20 protein-coding genes are annotated in these 18,581 nt (G+C 36.5%); 2 read left to right on the top strand and 18 right to left on the bottom strand.

The annotated features are described in order from the left end of the window. Window positions 1–38 precede the first annotated feature (38 nt). From ligD to EV144_RS04025, 4 genes are read right to left on the bottom strand one after another with little or no spacing between them, the layout of a single operon-like run. Window positions 39–2,096, bottom strand: coding sequence for a DNA ligase D (gene ligD / locus EV144_RS04035; RefSeq protein ID WP_134146391.1), 2,058 nt, complete (start codon window positions 2,094–2,096; stop codon window positions 39–41). A gap of 55 nt (window positions 2,097–2,151) precedes the next feature. Further along, window positions 2,152–2,325 carry a hypothetical protein gene (locus tag EV144_RS24070; RefSeq protein ID WP_166638458.1) on the bottom strand — a complete coding sequence of 58 codons (174 nt, stop codon included), beginning with the start codon at window positions 2,323–2,325 and terminating at the stop codon, window positions 2,152–2,154. 17 nt (window positions 2,326–2,342) lie between these two features. Beyond that, on the bottom strand, window positions 2,343–2,525 hold the full coding sequence (locus tag EV144_RS04030; protein WP_133525737.1) for a DUF3606 domain-containing protein: 183 nt from the start codon (window positions 2,523–2,525) through the stop codon (window positions 2,343–2,345). 37 nt (window positions 2,526–2,562) lie between these two features. Next, complete coding sequence (locus EV144_RS04025; RefSeq protein ID WP_134146389.1) at window positions 2,563–2,793, bottom strand: hypothetical protein; 231 nt, start codon at window positions 2,791–2,793, stop codon at window positions 2,563–2,565. A 410-nt stretch (window positions 2,794–3,203) separates the two neighbouring features. On the opposite strand from EV144_RS04025, the gene EV144_RS04020 reads away from it, so the two are divergent. Both EV144_RS04020 and EV144_RS04015 read left to right on the top strand, forming a co-directional pair. Beyond that, on the top strand, window positions 3,204–3,461 hold the full coding sequence (locus EV144_RS04020) for a hypothetical protein (RefSeq protein WP_208110905.1): 258 nt from the start codon (window positions 3,204–3,206) through the stop codon (window positions 3,459–3,461). Between the two features lie 3 nt (window positions 3,462–3,464). Then, entirely contained in the window at window positions 3,465–3,698 is a 234-nt protein-coding gene (locus EV144_RS04015; protein ID WP_133525740.1) for a hypothetical protein, read from the top strand. 113 nt (window positions 3,699–3,811) lie between these two features. Here EV144_RS04015 and EV144_RS04010 read toward each other — a convergent pair whose 3' ends face one another. The 14 genes from EV144_RS04010 to EV144_RS03945 form a co-directional block, all read right to left on the bottom strand. Continuing rightward, on the bottom strand, window positions 3,812–4,294 hold the full coding sequence (locus tag EV144_RS04010) for a CinA family protein (RefSeq protein WP_133525741.1): 483 nt from the start codon (window positions 4,292–4,294) through the stop codon (window positions 3,812–3,814). A gap of 34 nt (window positions 4,295–4,328) precedes the next feature. Further along, window positions 4,329–4,940, bottom strand: coding sequence for an SET domain-containing protein (locus EV144_RS04005; protein WP_133525742.1), 612 nt, complete (start codon window positions 4,938–4,940; stop codon window positions 4,329–4,331). A 1-nt stretch (window position 4,941) separates the two neighbouring features. Next, complete coding sequence (locus tag EV144_RS04000; RefSeq protein ID WP_133525743.1) at window positions 4,942–5,382, bottom strand: adenylyltransferase/cytidyltransferase family protein; 441 nt, start codon at window positions 5,380–5,382, stop codon at window positions 4,942–4,944. 23 nt (window positions 5,383–5,405) lie between these two features. Further along, a complete protein-coding gene (locus EV144_RS03995; RefSeq protein ID WP_133525744.1) occupies window positions 5,406–6,548 on the bottom strand; it encodes a hypothetical protein in 1,143 nt (380 codons plus the stop codon). After that, window positions 6,549–7,682 (bottom strand): UDP-galactopyranose mutase, encoded by a 1,134-nt coding sequence (gene glf, locus EV144_RS03990; RefSeq protein WP_133525745.1) that lies wholly within the window; start codon window positions 7,680–7,682, stop codon window positions 6,549–6,551. Beyond that, window positions 7,679–8,818, bottom strand: coding sequence for a glycosyltransferase (locus tag EV144_RS03985; RefSeq protein WP_133525746.1), 1,140 nt, complete (start codon window positions 8,816–8,818; stop codon window positions 7,679–7,681). The genes glf and EV144_RS03985 overlap by 4 nt, the downstream gene beginning before the upstream one ends. Before the next feature lie 590 nt (window positions 8,819–9,408). Continuing rightward, on the bottom strand, window positions 9,409–10,137 hold the full coding sequence (locus tag EV144_RS03980; RefSeq protein ID WP_133525747.1) for a DUF72 domain-containing protein: 729 nt from the start codon (window positions 10,135–10,137) through the stop codon (window positions 9,409–9,411). Window positions 10,138–10,147: 10 nt separating this feature from the next. Next, window positions 10,148–10,888, bottom strand: a complete 741-nt coding sequence (locus EV144_RS03975; RefSeq protein ID WP_134146387.1) for a transporter — start codon at window positions 10,886–10,888, stop codon at window positions 10,148–10,150. An 8-nt stretch (window positions 10,889–10,896) separates the two neighbouring features. Further along, entirely contained in the window at window positions 10,897–11,706 is an 810-nt protein-coding gene (locus EV144_RS03970; RefSeq protein WP_134146385.1) for a mechanosensitive ion channel family protein, read from the bottom strand. 99 nt (window positions 11,707–11,805) lie between these two features. After that, window positions 11,806–12,387: a ferritin-like domain-containing protein gene (locus tag EV144_RS03965; RefSeq protein WP_133525750.1), complete on the bottom strand. Its 582-nt coding sequence runs from the start codon at window positions 12,385–12,387 to the stop codon at window positions 11,806–11,808. A gap of 18 nt (window positions 12,388–12,405) precedes the next feature. Continuing rightward, window positions 12,406–14,547, bottom strand: coding sequence for a catalase (locus tag EV144_RS03960; protein ID WP_133525751.1), 2,142 nt, complete (start codon window positions 14,545–14,547; stop codon window positions 12,406–12,408). Between the two features lie 178 nt (window positions 14,548–14,725). Then, complete coding sequence (locus EV144_RS03955) at window positions 14,726–15,484, bottom strand: SDR family oxidoreductase (protein WP_133525752.1); 759 nt, start codon at window positions 15,482–15,484, stop codon at window positions 14,726–14,728. 164 nt (window positions 15,485–15,648) lie between these two features. Continuing rightward, the gene (locus tag EV144_RS03950; RefSeq protein ID WP_166670534.1) at window positions 15,649–17,823 is read right to left on the bottom strand and encodes a hypothetical protein; all 2,175 of its coding nucleotides are present in this window, start codon (window positions 17,821–17,823) and stop codon (window positions 15,649–15,651) included. Window positions 17,824–17,876: 53 nt separating this feature from the next. After that, window positions 17,877–18,533: a DUF6766 family protein gene (locus EV144_RS03945; RefSeq protein WP_133525754.1), complete on the bottom strand. Its 657-nt coding sequence runs from the start codon at window positions 18,531–18,533 to the stop codon at window positions 17,877–17,879. Window positions 18,534–18,581 lie beyond the last annotated feature (48 nt).

Here is an 18,581-nt window from a genome sequence, read left to right as displayed (position 1 = left end):
GTATTTGATTTCAAAAATCTCACAACAATTTGTGTTTTTTATTTAAAAAAGATGCTTTGCGCCTTTGTAAGTGCTGCGGCTATATCAATGCCTTTTTGCAGGGTACCTTTAAAAAGATCACCTTCACTTTTAATACGCTCAATTGAATTCCGGATAGTAAAATCTTTCATAGTGAGCCCTTTTTTGACTTCATCCCAATGTAGTGGCATAGATACCGTTGCGCCTGGCTTTGGCCGAAGTGAATAAGGACTTGCAATTGTTGCGCCGGGACGATTTTGAAGAAAATCCAGATACATTTTTCCTTTCCTGTTTTTGATCTGGCGTTCCATAGAAGTATATTCAGGCAGCTGTTCATGAATAATTGATACAATAAGTTTTGCGAACATCTGCGACTGGTCATACGAGTATTTTGCACCAAGAGGTATATAAATATGAATTCCTGTAGATCCTGATGTTTTAACAAAACCAGGGATCTCAATAGCATCGAGTACTTTTTTTACTTCCTTTGCGGCTTCTATAACCTGATCAAAGGTATTTTTATCAGGGTCAAGATCAATCACACAATAATCAGGATTATCGGGATGCTGAATCCGGCTGAACCACGGATTCATTTCTATGCAGCCCAGTGAAGCCATATACAAAAGTGTAGCTTCGTCTCCGCCCACAAGAAATTCCTTATCCTCGCCATCACTTGTTGTATAAGGAAATGTTTTTGCCCAATCAGGAGCTTTTCCCTTTACATCTTTCTGATAAAAACCAGGTCCGTGTATGCCGCCCGGAAAACGATTAAGAGATAAGGGACGATCTTTAAGATAAGGTAAAATATATTCAGCAACCTGATAGTAATAGTTGAACATATCACGTTTGGTATAACCGTCTTCCGGCCAGTATAGTTTGCTTAAATTATTGAACTTTAAGCTGTGTCCTTTTATCTTTTTTACCTGAGATTCTTCGGTAGGATTCAGCAGGGTTTTTCGGTCTGTATTTTTAGGGGCAGTAACCAGGTTGGGTTTATCTCCTGTATTTTTCTCAAGATCTGATATAATTTCTGTGGTTGTGACCGCAGTTTCACGCACTACTTCAATAGCTTTTTTGTCTGAGCGCATTCCCTCAAACGAAGGATGTCGAAAAACACCATCGCTGGTCACTTCTGCAAAACTAACTTCACAAACCAGTTCAGGTTTTAGCCATGTTGCTACTGCATTTGGCGGATTAGGACGGAATCGTGAAGGTTTATTAATATCAGGTTCATTAGCAAAAGGAATTTTTTCTGTAATTAGTGGAGCAAATTGAAGCATCATTTCCTTTTGAAGTTTATCACTAAACCCAGTGCCAACTTTGCCAACATACTGAAATTTGCCGTTCTCAAAAACACCGAGTAATAAAGAACTGAATTGTTTAGACGAGCCGTCATTTTTTGTAAAACCGCCAATTACTACTTCCTGACGCAAATTTGCCTTGACTTTTAGCCATTCTTTATTTCGGCTGTCAGGGCTATAAGCAGAAGTGGCTCTTTTAGCCATTATTCCTTCAAGGCCCATTTTTTTTGCAGCGGCAAAAAAGTCAAGTCCATTGCCGGTAAAAGCCAGGCTCAGACGAATACGATCATCGCCCACAGGAAGTATTTCTTTTAGAATGGATTGTCTTTCAACAAGAGTGAGCGACATAATATCGATGCCATTATACCAAAGAAGGTCAAAAACATAATAAATCAGATTGCCATCGGCTTCACTTCTCCAGTTTTGAAGGGCACTGAAATTGGCTTTGCCATCTTTGCCAATAACAACAATTTCACCGTCAAGAACCGCACTAATGGGCCACTTTTCCATGACAGCTGTAATAGGATAATATTTTTCTGAAAAAGATTTATTATTGCGCGATGAAATAGAAACAGAACCCTTGTCTATATAAGAAACAGCCCGATAGCCATCCCATTTTACTTCATAGATCCAATCGGGATCATCAAATGGGGCATTGACCAATGTAGCAAGCATCGGCTTTATGCCAGAAGGAATTTTAGCCGATACACCCTTTTTTAACAATACATCTGTTTTTTTCGAAATAGTTCTCTTTGGTTCATTTTTTGTTTTCATCATCTTTTATCATTTTATATCAACAGGATATCCTATCTGCGCTATTGAGATTGTGGTTTTATTTCTTCTCATTTTTAAAAAATTCACGTGCGCGCTTGAGTCCGGTTGCAATTGCAATACCTTCTTCCGTACCTTCCTTTAGTAGTGCATTGGCAATTTCTACAGCCTTGTCCCGAAGTTTTACGGGCTGATTTTTATAAGATGGAGGGTAATCCCCATTATACCACGGCATAATATTTATCTTTTACGTTATTGTATATCCAGTGCCTTTTCAATTTCTGAAACAGAATTGGTACCTGTTCTTTCAATTGCTTTTTGAAGTTCCTCTTTGGTAACTCCAAATTTATCAGTCCAGTATCTGACCTCATGTGGTTCATTCATATTAATTCTTGATCTGTCCTGCATTCCTTTTTTGTTTAAATCGTCGCTCATGATTAATAAATTATAGTAAGTAAATTTTTTTTAAGGATTAACTATTTGTTGCCGCACTTCCGCTGCTTCCTGCACCGCCGGAGTTATCGTTACTGCCTCGCTCAAATTTATCAGGGCTATAGCGGTTAGGGTCTGTGCCGGTATCATCACGTTCATCATCCCAGTCACCGGTATTTGCATTTTCGCGTGAGTCTTTATCAGATGCGTCGGTATGCTGACTGTGAAAATGATGTTTTTGTTTGTTGTCTACGTTTTCTAAATTTTCCATTTGCTTAGTTATTAGAGGATTAAAGCTTAAAATTAATTTAATACATCATGTTTTTTTTATAAAAAAACTTCAATTTGTTATTGAATTTACATCTGTAATGAAACTCTAAATAATTGTTTAATAAATGAAAATGTGAACTTTAACTACAACTTAAATTATATAAGCATGGCGTAAGATACTCTGATACTAAAGGTCTCTTTACCAGCCTATACCTGAAGGACGTGGTGTAGATGACGGAGCTGATGAGAGAATGAAACAATAAAAAAGAAAAGTAAAAACAATAAATATTACTAATTTGTTGATTATATGTGGTTTATGTTTATAATGTTGTAAGTTTTGAAATAAATTCTGTAAGATAACCTTACCTGAGCTGCTTAATTTTCCAAATATTAATTTTAAATAAATTTATTATGATATCAGAAAATCAAAACACAGAAGGTGCTACGGCAAAAGCTATTGAGGAACAAACTTCAAAACTGCCGTCAGATTTATTTTTGTATGCCTCATTGGCTGCAATGGGAACATCACTTACCCTAAAATGTTTGGGTAAAAGCCACAATGCATTATTTGTAGGGCAATGGGCTGCTCCTTTTTTACTGCTTGGAATTTATAACAAACTTGTAAAATTGGAAGGTCATGATGCTGAAGATAGAAACGTAAATGAATAAATTATGGAAAAGCAAAAAAAAGTAAATTCCGATAATGAGGAATTTAAAGATACGGATCAGGGTTTTAATGCAAGAAATCAATATAGCGGATCTGGAGATTTCAGCCCTGATGAACAGGAAAAACCGAACGAAAATGATCAGGAGACTTTGAAATCATCATTAAATACAAATGATGAACCTGAATCTCCAACAGATTTACAGCAGGACGAATCAGGAACCCTGAAATCAAATAATTAATAATATGCTGTAAAGCATTAAAAAAATATAAGCTGCCATTGAGCAGCTTATATTTTTCTGTTTTTATAAGGAAAGAAAAACCTGTAATCACCATTTGATACAGTTTTTTTTATTTAAAGTCTGGCAATACTTTCTATTATGAGCTCTGCTGTTTTATCAATTGCCTGCAAAACAATTTCTTCTGGTGTGCCTTTAAAGACTTCACGGTGACTTATTTTATCATCTGGCGTTATGATATGAAAAAACATTGTACCTACTGGTTTTTCTTTAGTTTCACTGCCACCGGGAGTTGTAAGCCCGGTAATACCAACAGCTATTTTTGAATTGAATATTTTTAAGGTTTGCTGTGCCAGTATTTTGGTTACATCTGCAGATTCCGGAGTGCATTTTTCAATTATACTGTGAGGAACATTTAAAATCTGCTCCTTTACAAATACTTCATAACAAACAATTCCGCCACGCAAAATAGCTCCTGATTTTTCGGTCATAGAAAATTCAGCAGCCATTCTTCCTGCGCTTGCGCTTTCTGCAAAAGCAATATTCCATCCTTTGGCAGCAATGGTATTACTGCATTTTATAACAATATTTGAAGGCATAAAATAAACTTTAGTTAAATTATTAATGTACAAACTAAGACGCACTTTTTACAGCAACATTATTACGCTGATAATGACACTCCAATATCGATTTCATTGAATTGGCATGATAAACAGCATTTACAAATTCATTCCACGTCTTTTCAGGAATAAGTGTCCTTAAAGATTGCTCGACTTTAAGTACTTCCGGAGCATTTTCTTTAATTAAGGCATCCCATTCTTCGTGAAAAGTAAGAATGTCATCCGGATAAACGGTTTTTCTTTCGGTGCCTTCATCAATAACATAAAAGGGTTTTTCGACATTCAGATAACCGTAATCATCTGTCAGTTCTTCGCCCGGCTGAATATCTCTTATGGCAATTTCAAAATCGTACGGCGTACTAAAACAGCTTGGCCTAAAGCTATGATTGACAAATTTGCCATTATCCCAGCACAAAACCATTTCGCCATTTTTATTGGTGAAAGAGTAGGTGTCCAGGTATTTTTTTATATACGGTTTTAGATTAGCTGTTTTCTCTCTGCTAAAAACCTGATCCAGATCGTCCTGAACCCAGGTTATTGTTCCTCTCGGAATTAGTTTTGTGGCCACAACGCCATATCCTTTTTCTTTGCTTATAAAGCGTACTTCTGTATCGGGATGTATCATATTATACTAATTTTAAACATTCACGTTCGTAAACTTCTTTTCGGAGTCCGCTGCTTGAGAAACGATGGTTGCGCTTGTTATAAAGGAGTTTTATACCCATTTTTTCGCAGTACTCGCGTCCTGTAAAATTTTTATCTTTGTATTCTTCGCCCAGGATTCGAACATCAATAGCAAATGACTGAAGGATATCCTGAAGGTCCTGCTCTGTGGCATACGGAATAATTTCATCTACAAATTTGCAGGCTTTGAGTTGTATATATCTTTCTACGACAGATTGTGTGGGTTTGTTTTTCTCAGGTCTGTCAATTGTGGGGTCAGTCTGAAGGCCTACAATTAAATAGTCACAATGTAATTTTGCTTCTTCAAGCATTTTTACATGACCGGCATGCAATAAATCAAATGCACTAAATGTAATTCCGGTTATTGTTTTCGTTAATTCCATTTTATATTTTTTTTGATTAAACATTATTTAAAAAAATCAACAAATTGATTGAAAAAGTTCTTTTTCTTAAAATTGAGCTGTGCTTTCAGCAAAGCATCTATATATGGCTGGTGTGGAATCCGGTTGCTGTTTTCGTCCAGGTCCCAGATGCCGCATTCACAATATTTGGTAAGATCATCCCAATCTGGCCGGTCTGTTACGGGATAAATGCAGATCCCTTTTAAATCGACACCATTTTTTTGGGCCAATAAACATTCAGATGAAATTTCATTTAGCCATTCAACACGACCTGATCCAAAATGTCCTGTTTCTGAAACAAACAATGGTTTCTCATAACGTTTGTATGCCTGTTGCAGTAATTCTGAAAAAGGAATTCTTTTTTGGCCTGAATCCGGCCAGTCTACTGGCTGCCCATTTATTTCCCACTGGCAGTTCCAGTAATAATTAAAACCCAAAATTTCGAGAAACTCTTCAGATCCGCCAAGTTCCGGACACATTCTGCCAGCAATAATATCCATGGCCTGATATTGATTTTCATTCAGATCAAAGACTTCATTTAAAGTTTCCGGATCAGAGGAGTGTATTTTTACCAACGGTTCGACCAAAATAATGTGGCTTTCAGGATCTGTATTTTTTATTTTTTTTATACCTAAAATTGCGGCTTTGCACAAATGGTATTTAATATCCCAGCCACTATTTACCGCAAAAGGAACTGTCCCTCTCACATCTCCTGAATGCCAGGACAAAAAACTGATTTCGTTTATGGGGACAACAAATAAAGGCTGTTTTGAATGCTGTTTATAAAACAAAGTAAAAGCTTCACATAATTTTTCAAAACGACTGCAAAAATGAGGATGAGTAGGGTAAATTCCGTCTGGATATCCAAAATGAATCAAATCCCAAATTTGCTGAATCCCAAATTTTTCTGCGGCAAGCATTCGATTATGAACTTCAGAAAAGTCAAAAACTTCAGGAGATTTCTCCACTACACTCCAACAAATCCCTTCGCGCACCGTTTTAATACCAATGGAAGCCAAAGCCTGATAATCATCAGAAAAACGAATATCATGCTGTGTTTCTTTCAAAAGATTAATTCTTTCGCCAGAGCGGTTAATGTGATCTGCACATTCATAACCCCCCATAAAAAAAGTAGTGAAAGGTTCCATCTAAACAGCTGTTTTATAACTAAGTTTATTTTCTAATGTATTAAAAAGATCCAGTGCATTTTTAAAAGCCTGGTCCATATTAAAATATTTGTAATTGGCCAGTCTTCCCACAAAGTGAACATCCACAAGTTTGTCGGCTTCTTCTTTATAGCGCGCATAAATTTCCTGATTGCGGGGGTTGGGAACCGGATAGTAAGGTTCTCCCTCATCTACAGTAAATTCTTTTACAACAGTAGTCTTATCTGATTTTTGGTTTCCAAAGTGTTTGTATTCGATAATTCTGGTAAAATCAACTTCAGTTCCCGGGTAATTTACCACGGAGTTTTCCTGAAAAAATTCGGCGTCGATGGTTTCACTTACAAAGTTGATAGAACGATATTCCAATTTTTCAAGAAGACTGTGTTTGAATTCAAAAAAGCGATCTACTGGTCCTGTATAAAACAGTTTTTCGTAATTTTCATACTGATCTTTTACATCAAAATAATCTGTTTCCAGTAAAACTTCGATGTTTGGATGATCCAGCATTTTTTCAAATAATTGTGTATAACCGCCTTTGGGTAATGCCTGATAAGTATCTGAAAAATATCGGTCATCAAAATTAGTCCTAACCGGAATTCGGTCTAAAACCGAAGCATCGAGTTCTGAAGGATATTTATCCCATTGTTTTTTCGTATAATGTTTAAACATTTTTTCATACAAAAATGGTCCAACGCGGCTCAAAACAGCATCTTCACCATTTGCAGGTTTGGCAATTGGCGAGCGGTGTTCTTCGAGCCAGGTTTTCATTTCTTCTTCGTTAGAAATGGCAATGCCAAACAACTTATTTACAGTAGTAATATTTACCGGAATAGGCACTGTTTTGCCATCTACTCTGGCGATTACTTTATGTTCCCACTCATACCAGTCAGAGAATTGGTTTACATATTTCCAAACCTCTTCGTCATTGGTATGAAATAAATGCGCACCATATTTAGAAACCAATATGCCATTTTCATCCCTGTAATCATAGCAGTTTCCTGCAATATGATTGCGTTTCTCGATAATTAAAACTTTTTTTCCAATCGAGGCATACCGTTCTGCAATTACAGCACCGGAGATTCCGGCACCTATAATTAAAATGTCTATTTGTTTCATTTTGCAAATTTTTTAATGATTGATTCCATTTTATCTGCCGTTGAATTCCACGACGTTTTTTCCAGAATTTTGTTGTATTCCATTTCCATCTCCAGACGATTCTTTGAAAGCAAAGTTTCTATCGCATCACAAAATTCACCATCATTTTCGATTAAGGTTACACTGTCGCTATAATCGCGAACTACATCTGTAATTTTGGTAGAAATAATTGGTTTTCCCGCCGCCATGTATTCCAGGGTTTTGGTAGGGCTTATGTATTTTGTAGCATCATTCAGGGCAAATGGCATCATAGCGATGTCAAAAGCTTTTAAATAATTAGGAAGTTCATTATAAGATTTCATTCCTAAATAATGAATATTGTTTTCTTTGGGAAGATCAGCATCTTCAATTTTAGCCAAAGGACCAATCATAACAAAAGAAACGTCAGGCAGTTTTTTGGCACATTGGTGAAGTAAATCCAAATCAATACGTTCATCAATTACGCCATAATAACCCACAATTGGTTTTGGTAAACTGGCAATATCGGCTGCGGCAGAAATTCCGTTTAAGGCTTGTGCAAAATGGGCTTCGTCTACAGAACTAGGAAAACAGTATACATTTGAATGCAGCTGTTTTTTAGATTCATACAATGATTTTCCGCCGGTGAAAACAATATCCGCATGCGCCATAAGGTATTTTTCCTGATTGATAAGATGAACCGGAGCATCTTTAAAAAGTGAAAGTTCATCCATACAATCATAAACAATAGTTTCAAAATTAATTTGTTCCAATAAAGGAGAAAATGAAGCCGAATAAAACCAGCCAACCGGAATTGTTTTGTTTTTAATATAAGCAGGAAGAACATCTATTATAGATTCAATATCTTTTGTATACGGTTGTAAAACATGCAGTTTCTCCGTTATAACCATTAGATTTCCAGATGTAGTATCATCCTGATGATTATGAATTGGCTCCTCAATAAATAAAACTTTCATGTTAGATGCCAGTCTGCTTATGATATGCTGTGGACGCTGGTATACAAATTGCCATCTAAGGTGGCAAAACACAATCATGTCATAATATTGTAGCGCGCCGCTGTTAAGTAAATCTGTTTTTGTAATAGTTTTTTTTTGGGTATTCGTTAAATTGTTTATCATGGTATATAGTGATTAAAGTAATTTGTTTGTAATGGGTTATAGAGTTTAAGTGATTGATATTATAGCAAATGTATTTTTGACAGCGGTCATTTTCTTACAAAAAAACATGGATTGCTTATATAATTTACAGGTGTTTAGTCTATAAATTTTGTAAATAATTATATAAGCAAATAAGTATTGTATTTGTTTTTTTTAAAATGTAAAAACTAATAAAAACATTCTTGTCAAAACTTTACTTAATCGAAAGCCACATTGCTTCTGGTCATTGCAGGGCTTTCATTTTCCTAAAAAAGAATGAAACTGTTCCGACAGATAATTAAGGCAACACGACTGAATTGACAAAAACAGCACTAGAATAGTAGGCACCAGTTTTGACACCAAATCTTCGAGTACCGGAACAAACGAAAACTACCAGCGTAACGAGAAAAGGCGCTACCGGTTCTGGTGGTGCAGAAGCAACACAAAGAAAACTACTTCTGTGGGAACAGATTCAAATACAACTGCTCCTAAACGATAAAAAGTGTTTGAAAAATGTAAAAAAGTGTACTAATGTTAGTAAACTTTTTTTTTGTTTTTAATGTGAGAATTAATTATCCAGAAGTTAATTCCTGAAGTTTTAAGGCATTAAAAGCCGCGTAGCCTTTTTCGTCGTTGTCAAAGTAAACAAAGACATCTTTAGTTGCTGCCCATTTTAAGCACTGGTCAGCCCATTGCTGTAAAGTTTCATAAGGATAACTGCCCTGATATTTATTGCCCGGACCATGTAATCGAAGGTATACAAAATCTGCCGTGATTTTAAGCGGAGACATATGTCCCGCTAATTCATAAATGCAAAAAGCACAATTGTATTTTTCCAGTAAAGTAAAAACTTCTTCTTTATACCAGTCCGCATTTCTGAACTCAAATACAAATCGATACTTCTTCGGTAAAGCCTTTAAAAAATTTTCTAAAAGTTCTATGTTTGATTTCATGAATGGCGGAAGCTGAAATAAAACAGGGCCCAGTTTTTTGCCTAATAATTGTACAAGATCCATAAAAGGAGGGAGCGTTACCTCAGGATCGTGCAGTTTTTTGTTGTGGGTAATAAATTTATTGGCTTTAATGACGTAGACAAAATTATCCTGTGTGTTATTTTTCCAATTCAAAAAAGTTTCTTCTGAAGGCATACCATAAAATGTATTATTGATTTCGACGGTATTGAATTTTTCAAGATAATAAGCAAATCGGTCTTTGGCTTTTGTTCCTTCAGGATAAAATGTTCCCATCCAGTGCTTATAAGCCCAGCCCGAAGTACCAATATAAATTCTGTGATTTTTCATAATGATTTACTTAAATTCGAAATGATAATCCAATTTTTGCAAATTTATCTGAATAAGCATGCATCACGCCCGTTCCGGCTATAAAGTCTACTTGCAGATTTTTATTTACAAGAAATAATAAGGCTGCATCAGCCGTATTTTTAGCATGGTGATCAGGTTCAGCAAAACCATAAGCTTCAACAACAAGTTTAATTTTTTTGGTTAAAGAATGATCTCCTGAAATGGTATAAATATATTCCGGGTTAGACCTTTCAGGCAGCCAATGAACCCCTGCATTATAGCCCAAATGAGAAGATTTGGAAAGTTCATGCTGCACTAAAACCCGTAATTCAGGACTGTATTTGGGTTCCTGATACGCATTATCAGCTAACCATGGTATACTTGTGCGAGCTAATAATGCAATATCAGGAATTGCACCTTTATGATCTGCAATGTGGTATTTTAAACCCACAACAATGGGTTTAATTCCGTAATGGTCATTATTTTGTTCATGTTCTGTTTTTAAAGCACTTTCAACACGAAATTCAAGATTCTTTACGAGTCCGTAACGCAAAACGATTTCCGGAACTTCAAAGATTTTTTTGTGATCGTCCTGTTCAAACGTAAAGCCGGATTCTACTTGCAAATGATGCCTGGAAATAGCGTTTGGACTTTCGGTTTCGTTTGGCCTGTCTGTCTGTATTTGTTGTGCCGAAGTGCTATAAGAAATGCAAAACAAGCTCGCCGCAATCAATTTTCTTAGTAATTTCATAATAACATTTATTTTAAAACAAACCCATTTGCGTTTAATATCCCGGCAACTTTAATTACAATTTCAGAGCGGTGTTTACCATCGGTCACTTTTAAGTCTGTTTTTACCCAATAACGAACCATAATTTGTATTACAGCGCCCGCGATTCCTGATACTACTGCCGAATTAGAATAGCCTTTGTCTACAATTTCAGTATCATCTTTCATAACGCTTGCAATCAATTCGAGGGCTTTTTTATAATCAGATCCATATTCAATACCAATGGTAAAATCCTGAAGAAGATAACCGCCGCTATTGAAGTTAACCAGCGTATTTTTTATTAATAATGCATTTGGAATATAAATGTTTTTACTGTCGCTTTTTATTTGTGTATCACGAAGATTTAATGCTACTACTTTGCCTTTTACACCGTTGCTTTCGATAATATCCCCAACAGAAAATGGTCTTTTGAAAGCCAGTAAAATACCAGCCAAAAAGTTTTCGCCAATATCTTTTAAGGCAAAACCAATAATAAAGGCCGAGATTCCAGCACCGGCAAGTATACTTTGCGCAACACTGGTAAGACCAATAACACGAAACATGAAAAGAAACCCAATTACAATAAGCACTGCTTTAATAAGATTGGCAATAAAGGTGGCCAATAACGGATCGTGCATTCTGCTTTTTAATCTTCGATCTGCAAAACCATGAACACGTGAAGCTATAAACCAGGAAATTAAAACTACTAAAATCGCGAGTAATAATTTTGGCGTAATGTCAACAATACTTTGATAATATCCTTCAATGTGCTGAGCGATGTCATGCAAAAATTCTTCCATATTGTGATTTTTAATGTAAATTTTAATTTGAATGCAAAAACATCTGCACGAAGTACAGATGTTTTCAGGTAAAATGAAAATAAGTAAGATTACTGTTATTTATTCTGCCGCTACGACATTAACTGTGTTTAAAGCAACATCATTAAGAATGCAGTCAGCTTCTTTTTCCTCGGCAAGTGTTTGCGTTAATAATTTTGCAGCATCATTCTCGCCCAATGCTTTTGCAAAAGCGACTAAGGTGCCATAAGTTGCAATTTCATAATGCTCGATTTTTTGCGATGCCGAAATAATACCCGCATCTCTAACAGCGCCAGGAGTTGTTTCAAGCAAAATACTGTCGCCTTCTTTTAATAATCCGGCCATAGCTTCGCATTTTTTTCCTTCTGCTTTTTCTCCAAGTAAATCAAAAACTTTTTCAAGTCTTGCTACCTGATTTTGTGTAATTAAAAGATGTTCTATAATAGCGCTCGAAAGACCGGAAGCTGTTGCATTTGCAGACATTTTGGGCAAAGCGCCAACAAGTGCATTTTCTGCCCAGTAAATATCTTTAAGGCTATCAATAAATAAAGCTCTCAAATCTTCGGCTGCATCTGATGCAGGCTGTACAATATTACCACTAGTATTTGGTTTGCTGACTTTTGCAGCAACTTTGCTTTCTGTTGGTTTTTCCTGATTTTTCATATTTTTATATTTTGAATGTTAATTGTATAAGTTTGGTTCGCGTTCCCAAAAACGGTGCTGTGCCATAGCTTCTATAAACTCTAATGCAAACGATTCTGTACCTGCCTGGCCCGATAAAATAATTCCGGAATCGTCATTCGTTATTTTTGAAGCAAAAGGTGTATCGTTCAACAATCCTGTTGCCTCGCCATCGGCACCAATAACTTTGCAATGTTTATAAGCGTCGTTTAAAAATTCCATTACATCGTCACTTTCAGCTAAAACGCCCAATCCCAAACCATGCGGAATATAAACGGCATCAAATAAAACAGATGACGCGGTTAAGAAACTAAAATCTGCTGCAAGCGCGCCGTCCTGATCAGTTAGAACAGAACCTAAATGTGGTGCAACAATTAAACCTTTTGCATCTTCTTTTAAAAGCGCCTTTTTTATGTTTTGAACAGCGGCTTCAGAAACGCCGTCAGAAACAATAATAGCTACTTTTCGAGAAGCAATTGTAGGCGAATTGGTTGGGTTTTTTAGCATAGAAAGTGCATCAGAGTTATCAACAGAAGAATCTACTATTTGAGGTTCCTGATTTCCGTTTTCGTTTTCCGGAGATACACCATGATTAATTGGAGTTTCTAATATTGGTGGTACTGTAGCGCCAAGTCCCATCGCTACTTTTTCTGCCAGCTGTGTATCTATCTGAGATAAAAGCCCCAGCATTCTAACTCTCACCGCTGTCGTTTCTACTTTTCCAAGCTCAAAGCGCAATGCTTTTACAATATGGCTTTTTTCTACATCGGTCTGGCTGTTAAAAAATAATCTTGCCTGACCAAAATGATCTGCAAAACTTTCGCTTCTTTCCCTCACTTTGTGTGCATCGACACGTTCGTTGAAACTTGCAAATCCGCCTTCGGCAATCTTAGCCTGATAAGGACATCCGCCTCCTAAAGAATTGGGGTGATAACTTACACGTCCTTTATTAATTTCCTGACGCATATGTCCGTCACGTTGATTGTTGTGAACCGGCGCAACACTTCGGTTAATTGGAATTTCATGAAAATTCGGACTTCCTAATCTTGATAATTGTGTATCTGTATAAGAGAACAATCTTCCTTGTAAAAGCGGATCATTCGAAAAATCTATTCCCGGCACCACATGTCCCGGATGAAAAGCAATTTGCTCTGTTTCTGCAAAAAAGTTATCCGGATTTTTATCCAATACCATTCTTCCCACAATTGTTACGGGCACTAATTCCTCAGGAACAATTTTAGTTGGGTCCAGTAAATCAAATTCATATTTTTGTTCATCTTCTGCAGGAATGATTTGCACGCCTAATTCCCATTCAGGGAAATTTCCCATTTCGATGGCTTCCCATAAATCTTCACGATGAAAATCGGGATTTTTTCCTGAAATTTTCTGGGCTTCGTCCCAGGCTACGGCATGAGTTCCTAATTTAGGTTTCCAGTGAAATTTTACAAAAGTAGATTCTTCGGCTTCATTAATCAATCTAAAAGTATGAACGCCAAAACCTTCCATCATTCTGTAACTTCTTGGAATAGCGCGGTCAGACATCGCCCACATAATCATGTGCATCGATTCTGGCATTAGCGAAATAAAATCCCAAAAAGTATCGTGCGCAGATGCAGCCTGAGGCATTTCGTTATGAGGTTCCGGTTTTACGGCATGAATTAAATCAGGAAATTTTGATGCGTCCTGAATAAAAAATACAGGAATGTTGTTACCAACCAAATCATAAATTCCTTCCTGTGTGTAAAATTTCACAGCAAATCCTCGTACATCTCTGGCCAAATCTGTAGAACCTCTCGAACCCGCAACTGTAGAAAAACGTGCAAATACAGGAGTTTTTAATCCTGCTTCCTGCAAAAATCCAGCTTTTGTTAATTCGGGAATCGGGTTTGTGACTTCAAAAAAACCGTGCGCTCCTGAACCACGTGCATGTACAATTCTTTCCGGAATACGTTCGTGGTCAAAATGTGTGATTTTTTCTCTTAAGATAAAATCTTCGAGTAGGGAAGGTCCTCTTTCGCCGGCTTTTAGCGAATTATTATCGTCGTTAATGCGAACGCCTTGATCAGTAGTCAGAAACTTATTTGTTCCATCAGATTTGTTGGTCGACAAATCACGCTGTTTTTCGTCTTGAAAATTTTTCATATAGTTTTTTTCTTTTTGTTAGATTTAATTTTTTGATTTGTTTATTATTCACATTATGGGGTGTTTGTGATGTTGAGAATCGACAGAATCAAATTTAGTTCTTACAATTAATCTGAATTTATAATATTATTACCTCCAGATTGTAGAATTACCATCCTGAGAATCAATCGCTCCATTTTTATATAATTTGAAGATGTGGGCGAATTTGCATCGAAACGATGTCGCATCTCTTTGGCTGTGACAAACAAAATAATGTGCTCATGGCAATATCATACGCTTCAAGCATTTCTAATTTGTCTACCTTTTCGCGCTGCACTTCTTTAGGGTCAGTTTGCATATCGCTTGTTACCGCTCCAGGCTCAATTAGAGAAACCTTAATGCCAAGCGGATTTAATTCTTTACGCAGCGAGGTACTAAAGCCTTTTATCGCGGTTTTAGTTGCGACATAGATAGTACTTTCGGGATTGCGGCTTTCAGCGCTCATTGATCCAATATTAATAATATGTCCGGATTTTTGTTCTTTCATTCTTTTGACAGCTTCCTGAGCAAAAGCAAGATAACCCGTAATGTTGGTATCAATAATATACTTATAATCTTCATAGGTTTCCTGTGTGATTCCGGGAGCTGCTAATGCTGCGTTGTTGATAAGAATATCAATTCCCCCCAATTCAGTATCTACTATCTCAAAGATTTTATTGATGTCTTCTTTTTTGGTCACATCGGCGGGAGTGCCATAAACCTCGCGGTCCGGAAATTGCTTTTTTAGATCCGCAACAGCGTTTTTGAAATCTTCATGATCCCTTCCGAAAATTAGAACACGTCCGCCAAGAGACACTAAAACATCTGCAATTGCTTTTCCAATGCCAGTTGTTCCGCCAGTTACGACAATTCGTCTGTCCTTAATGTTTTGTCCAAAGTAATTTGTTAATTGTTCCATTATTTGATTTTTATAGGGTGATTTTATGATATTCAAAAAAATTTCCTGATGAACCGTAGCAAAACAGAATAATGAAAAGCTGCCAGAATTCAAAAACAAAACCGTCAGGCACAAAATACTTTTTCATCCATACTATAATTCCTTATGCCGAATTCTAAAAAAAATTACCATTGAATTTTTACAGAACCCTGACCTGAAACTTTATATTCATGTATATTGGCGTTGTCTGTGAAGGGTTTAAGGGTTTCTTTATCCTGCGAAATTGTCATTTGAATTTTGTTGTTTTTAAGTTTTATAATTTTCAAATTACAATTCATATCGGTATCGCCATCTAATTTTATGGTGATCGAATTTCCTCTTTTGGTTTGCCCGATAATTGGATAATCAATAAAGACCAGAAAATTGTCGTCTATTTTAATATATTGCCTTGGCACAACGCCAAAAGCCATTCCGGCGCCATATACTTCCTGCCCTACCTGACCGCTTTTTTCCCAGCCGTTGTATAAATCCTCTAATGGAATCCACAAATTAGCTTGGATTTCTCCTGTTTTAACTTCTTCCGAGAGCATTTCCTTAGGCAGCATTGTAGGATAATAATAGGCAATTCTGCCAACTGCATATTTAATGAATTCCGGAAGCAGTGTTTTTAAAGCTGGTAAAATGGCAACACCATTTGTCTGACTCATATATTCTGATAAAGCAGCATATACTTCTAACTCTTCATAAGCAGCAGTATAGGGCGCGTCATTGAGAGGAAAGATGGAAAAGAAATTGGTGTAGTTTTTACCATATCCGTATTTGCAGTCATACAGCTGTATGTTTTTAAATAATCCGGTAAGGCAGGTATAACTTAAATTCAGGTATAACTTTTTATTGGTTATTTTGTATAATTCTAATAATGCACCGGCCGCAAAGGCGGTATTGTTGGCCTGATATAAAATATTAAGCCCCAGATCTGCTAACTTTTTTGCTGCTTTTTCTGCTTCGTTTAAGTAACGTTTTTCTTTGGTTAATTTAAAAACCAGAAGCATTAAGTGCGCATAGGAGCCTGGAACATCTCTTTCTCCTCCGGCACCCGGAGCCGTTTCTTCCTTGATTATTTCCAGAGTTTGCATATTATAAAATACGGGCCATTCATATTTAAAATGATGCGCCACTTTTATAACATAATCAATTGAATCCAATAAGAGTTTTTCGGCTGTTTTCTCGCCGTGTAATGCCAGCCTTGCCAGATTCATTAACGGGTGATGCAGGTACCAGGAATCCATCACCATTTCTTTCTTTTGTTCCTCAGATTCATCCAGTTTGTCTACCATTGAAGGAAGCCAGCGATTGATGCAATTTATTTTCGGATCATAAAAAGCGGGCAGTCCTTTGATCAAATCCTCACAAACGGATTGTTTTTCACCACTCCATTTTTCATATTCCTTAAATGGAGCTAATACGGCAAGCTGAACCATGCTTTCAGGCGGTGTTTCATAGTCGCATAAATAGGCGCTTAAATAGGGAATCCCGTCTTTTTGTGTCCACGATCCTTTATTATTTGTTAAATCTGCCACTACTTTTTGAGCAATTTCCGGCCAGTTGTGATACTCAATTCTTGGCTGCTCGAGCACTTTATATATTTTGACAAGATTATTTAAGAAGTGTTCACAAATAGATATTGTTTCTTCAAATATTTCAGTATCTAATATTACATAAGCATCTGATATAATAAAACCTTTGCCGGCAGGAATTGGTAACTCGTTGGTTGTTGGTAGCTGAAACCCAATTTCGGGCCAGGTTCCGCCAACTGTATTTTTTGATTCTGTCTTGGTTGATTCGCAGTATTCCGACAGGGAAGTTAAATTTTGGAAATAAAAAAACGATCCTGTTTGTGGTTTTGTAATGCTTGCAAATAACAATCCGGATCGTGACCCAAATTGCTCCATATGAATTTTTCCACTGGTGTTTTCTACACTTCCGTTTTGTGTAAGGGGAATTATATCCCGTGGCGAAAACGGAATCATCAAAGGCGTATTTGCTGTAAATGTCGTAGTATAATGCAAAACAGAGTCCGGGAAATTTACACGAACTTCATAACTTCCTAATCTGGAATTCAGGACAATAACAATCGTGTCTTGATCATCAAAAAGATTGGCAACTTCAAAACAGCTGTTCATGGCAAATGCGGCACGAAAAGCTATTTTTCCGTTTTCGGGCATAATGGCAACTATCCATAAAGAATCGCCCGTGTTGTAAAATTGATAGGTATAATCAGGAATTTTTCTTTCTAATAGCAGTTCACTATTTTCAATATCTGCCTGAGCCGTTGCGCTCCATGGTGTGACTGTATGCATAATGATAAGTTTTATTGATAATAAGATTTTATTTCTGCTTTAAATAACTTTAACTATTCTCCTGTTTCCATATGTGGAGCATCAACAGGTTTAGACTGTGAAGAGCCAATTTGTCTGAGGTAAATGGAAAGCATTATAATGGCAAAAACAGATAGAAATTCGCTTTGCCAGTTTTGAAAAGATTCAAACCAAAACCTCGAATCCCCAATATAATCAAAGGCAGATTCCAGTGGCATTCCTTTTAATGCTAATTGTTCATTTTCATCTTTTAAGCTTCCATAAAAATGGGCAAAAAAGGAAAGTATAAACAATAAGAACAAAACAATTGTGAGTGAATGTTTGTAAATTTTTAGGATCCATCCGCCTTTTTTTACAGGCCATGGTGCATCTTTTCGCGAAGGCGAGGGTTCTCTGTCAACTTCTTCCTCCTGATCAAGATCTTTAGATTCTGAAGAACCTTTTTGCATTAAAAAAATAGTCAGGACAACAAATAATGCCATTTGAAGAAACTCGCTTTCCCAGTTTTCAAAAGTCGATTGAATAAAATGACCTGAAATGAGATATGCAGAAAGATTAATAGCTGTGCTTCCATTTTCAATCAGTTCCTTATTATGCTCTTTAAAACCAAAGATTGTCTGGCCAGCCCAAGATGCTAAAAACAAGAGTAAGAAGCAAATACATAATCCGTTATTGCGTAATAGGTTTTTCATTTCAATTTGTTTTCTAACAAATTTCAGAAACTGATACATTATTTTTTT

The sequence above is a fragment of the Flavobacterium sp. 270 genome (assembly GCF_004368785.1).
Taxonomy (GTDB): domain Bacteria; phylum Bacteroidota; class Bacteroidia; order Flavobacteriales; family Flavobacteriaceae; genus Flavobacterium.
The sequence above is the reverse complement of the archived record's forward strand: the minus strand, read 5'-3'. Positions and strand labels throughout refer to the sequence as shown.

Excerpts from the sequence above, each read along its gene's own strand:
- ligD (WP_134146391.1), bottom strand. The coding sequence starts at position 2,096 with ATGATGAAAACAAAAAATGAACCAAAGAGAACTATTTCGAAAAAAACA.
- EV144_RS04010 (WP_133525741.1), bottom strand. The coding sequence starts at position 4,294 with ATGCCTTCAAATATTGTTATAAAATGCAGTAATACCATTGCTGCCAAA.
- EV144_RS03945 (WP_133525754.1), bottom strand. The coding sequence starts at position 18,533 with ATGAAAAACCTATTACGCAATAACGGATTATGTATTTGCTTCTTACTC.
- EV144_RS04020 (WP_208110905.1), top strand. The coding sequence starts at position 3,204 with ATGATATCAGAAAATCAAAACACAGAAGGTGCTACGGCAAAAGCTATT.
- glf (WP_133525745.1), bottom strand. The coding sequence starts at position 7,682 with ATGAAACAAATAGACATTTTAATTATAGGTGCCGGAATCTCCGGTGCT.
- EV144_RS03975 (WP_134146387.1), bottom strand. The coding sequence starts at position 10,888 with ATGAAATTACTAAGAAAATTGATTGCGGCGAGCTTGTTTTGCATTTCT.
- EV144_RS04015 (WP_133525740.1), top strand. The coding sequence starts at position 3,465 with ATGGAAAAGCAAAAAAAAGTAAATTCCGATAATGAGGAATTTAAAGAT.
- EV144_RS03950 (WP_166670534.1), bottom strand. The coding sequence starts at position 17,823 with ATGCATACAGTCACACCATGGAGCGCAACGGCTCAGGCAGATATTGAA.
- EV144_RS04030 (WP_133525737.1), bottom strand. The coding sequence starts at position 2,525 with ATGAGCGACGATTTAAACAAAAAAGGAATGCAGGACAGATCAAGAATT.
- EV144_RS04025 (WP_134146389.1), bottom strand. The coding sequence starts at position 2,793 with ATGGAAAATTTAGAAAACGTAGACAACAAACAAAAACATCATTTTCAC.
- EV144_RS24070 (WP_166638458.1), bottom strand. The coding sequence starts at position 2,325 with ATGCCGTGGTATAATGGGGATTACCCTCCATCTTATAAAAATCAGCCC.
- EV144_RS03995 (WP_133525744.1), bottom strand. The coding sequence starts at position 6,548 with ATGGAACCTTTCACTACTTTTTTTATGGGGGGTTATGAATGTGCAGAT.
- EV144_RS03985 (WP_133525746.1), bottom strand. The coding sequence starts at position 8,818 with ATGATAAACAATTTAACGAATACCCAAAAAAAAACTATTACAAAAACA.
- EV144_RS03955 (WP_133525752.1), bottom strand. The coding sequence starts at position 15,484 with ATGGAACAATTAACAAATTACTTTGGACAAAACATTAAGGACAGACGA.
- EV144_RS03965 (WP_133525750.1), bottom strand. The coding sequence starts at position 12,387 with ATGAAAAATCAGGAAAAACCAACAGAAAGCAAAGTTGCTGCAAAAGTC.
- EV144_RS04000 (WP_133525743.1), bottom strand. The coding sequence starts at position 5,382 with ATGGAATTAACGAAAACAATAACCGGAATTACATTTAGTGCATTTGAT.
- EV144_RS03960 (WP_133525751.1), bottom strand. The coding sequence starts at position 14,547 with ATGAAAAATTTTCAAGACGAAAAACAGCGTGATTTGTCGACCAACAAA.
- EV144_RS03980 (WP_133525747.1), bottom strand. The coding sequence starts at position 10,137 with ATGAAAAATCACAGAATTTATATTGGTACTTCGGGCTGGGCTTATAAG.
- EV144_RS03970 (WP_134146385.1), bottom strand. The coding sequence starts at position 11,706 with ATGGAAGAATTTTTGCATGACATCGCTCAGCACATTGAAGGATATTAT.
- EV144_RS04005 (WP_133525742.1), bottom strand. The coding sequence starts at position 4,940 with ATGATACATCCCGATACAGAAGTACGCTTTATAAGCAAAGAAAAAGGA.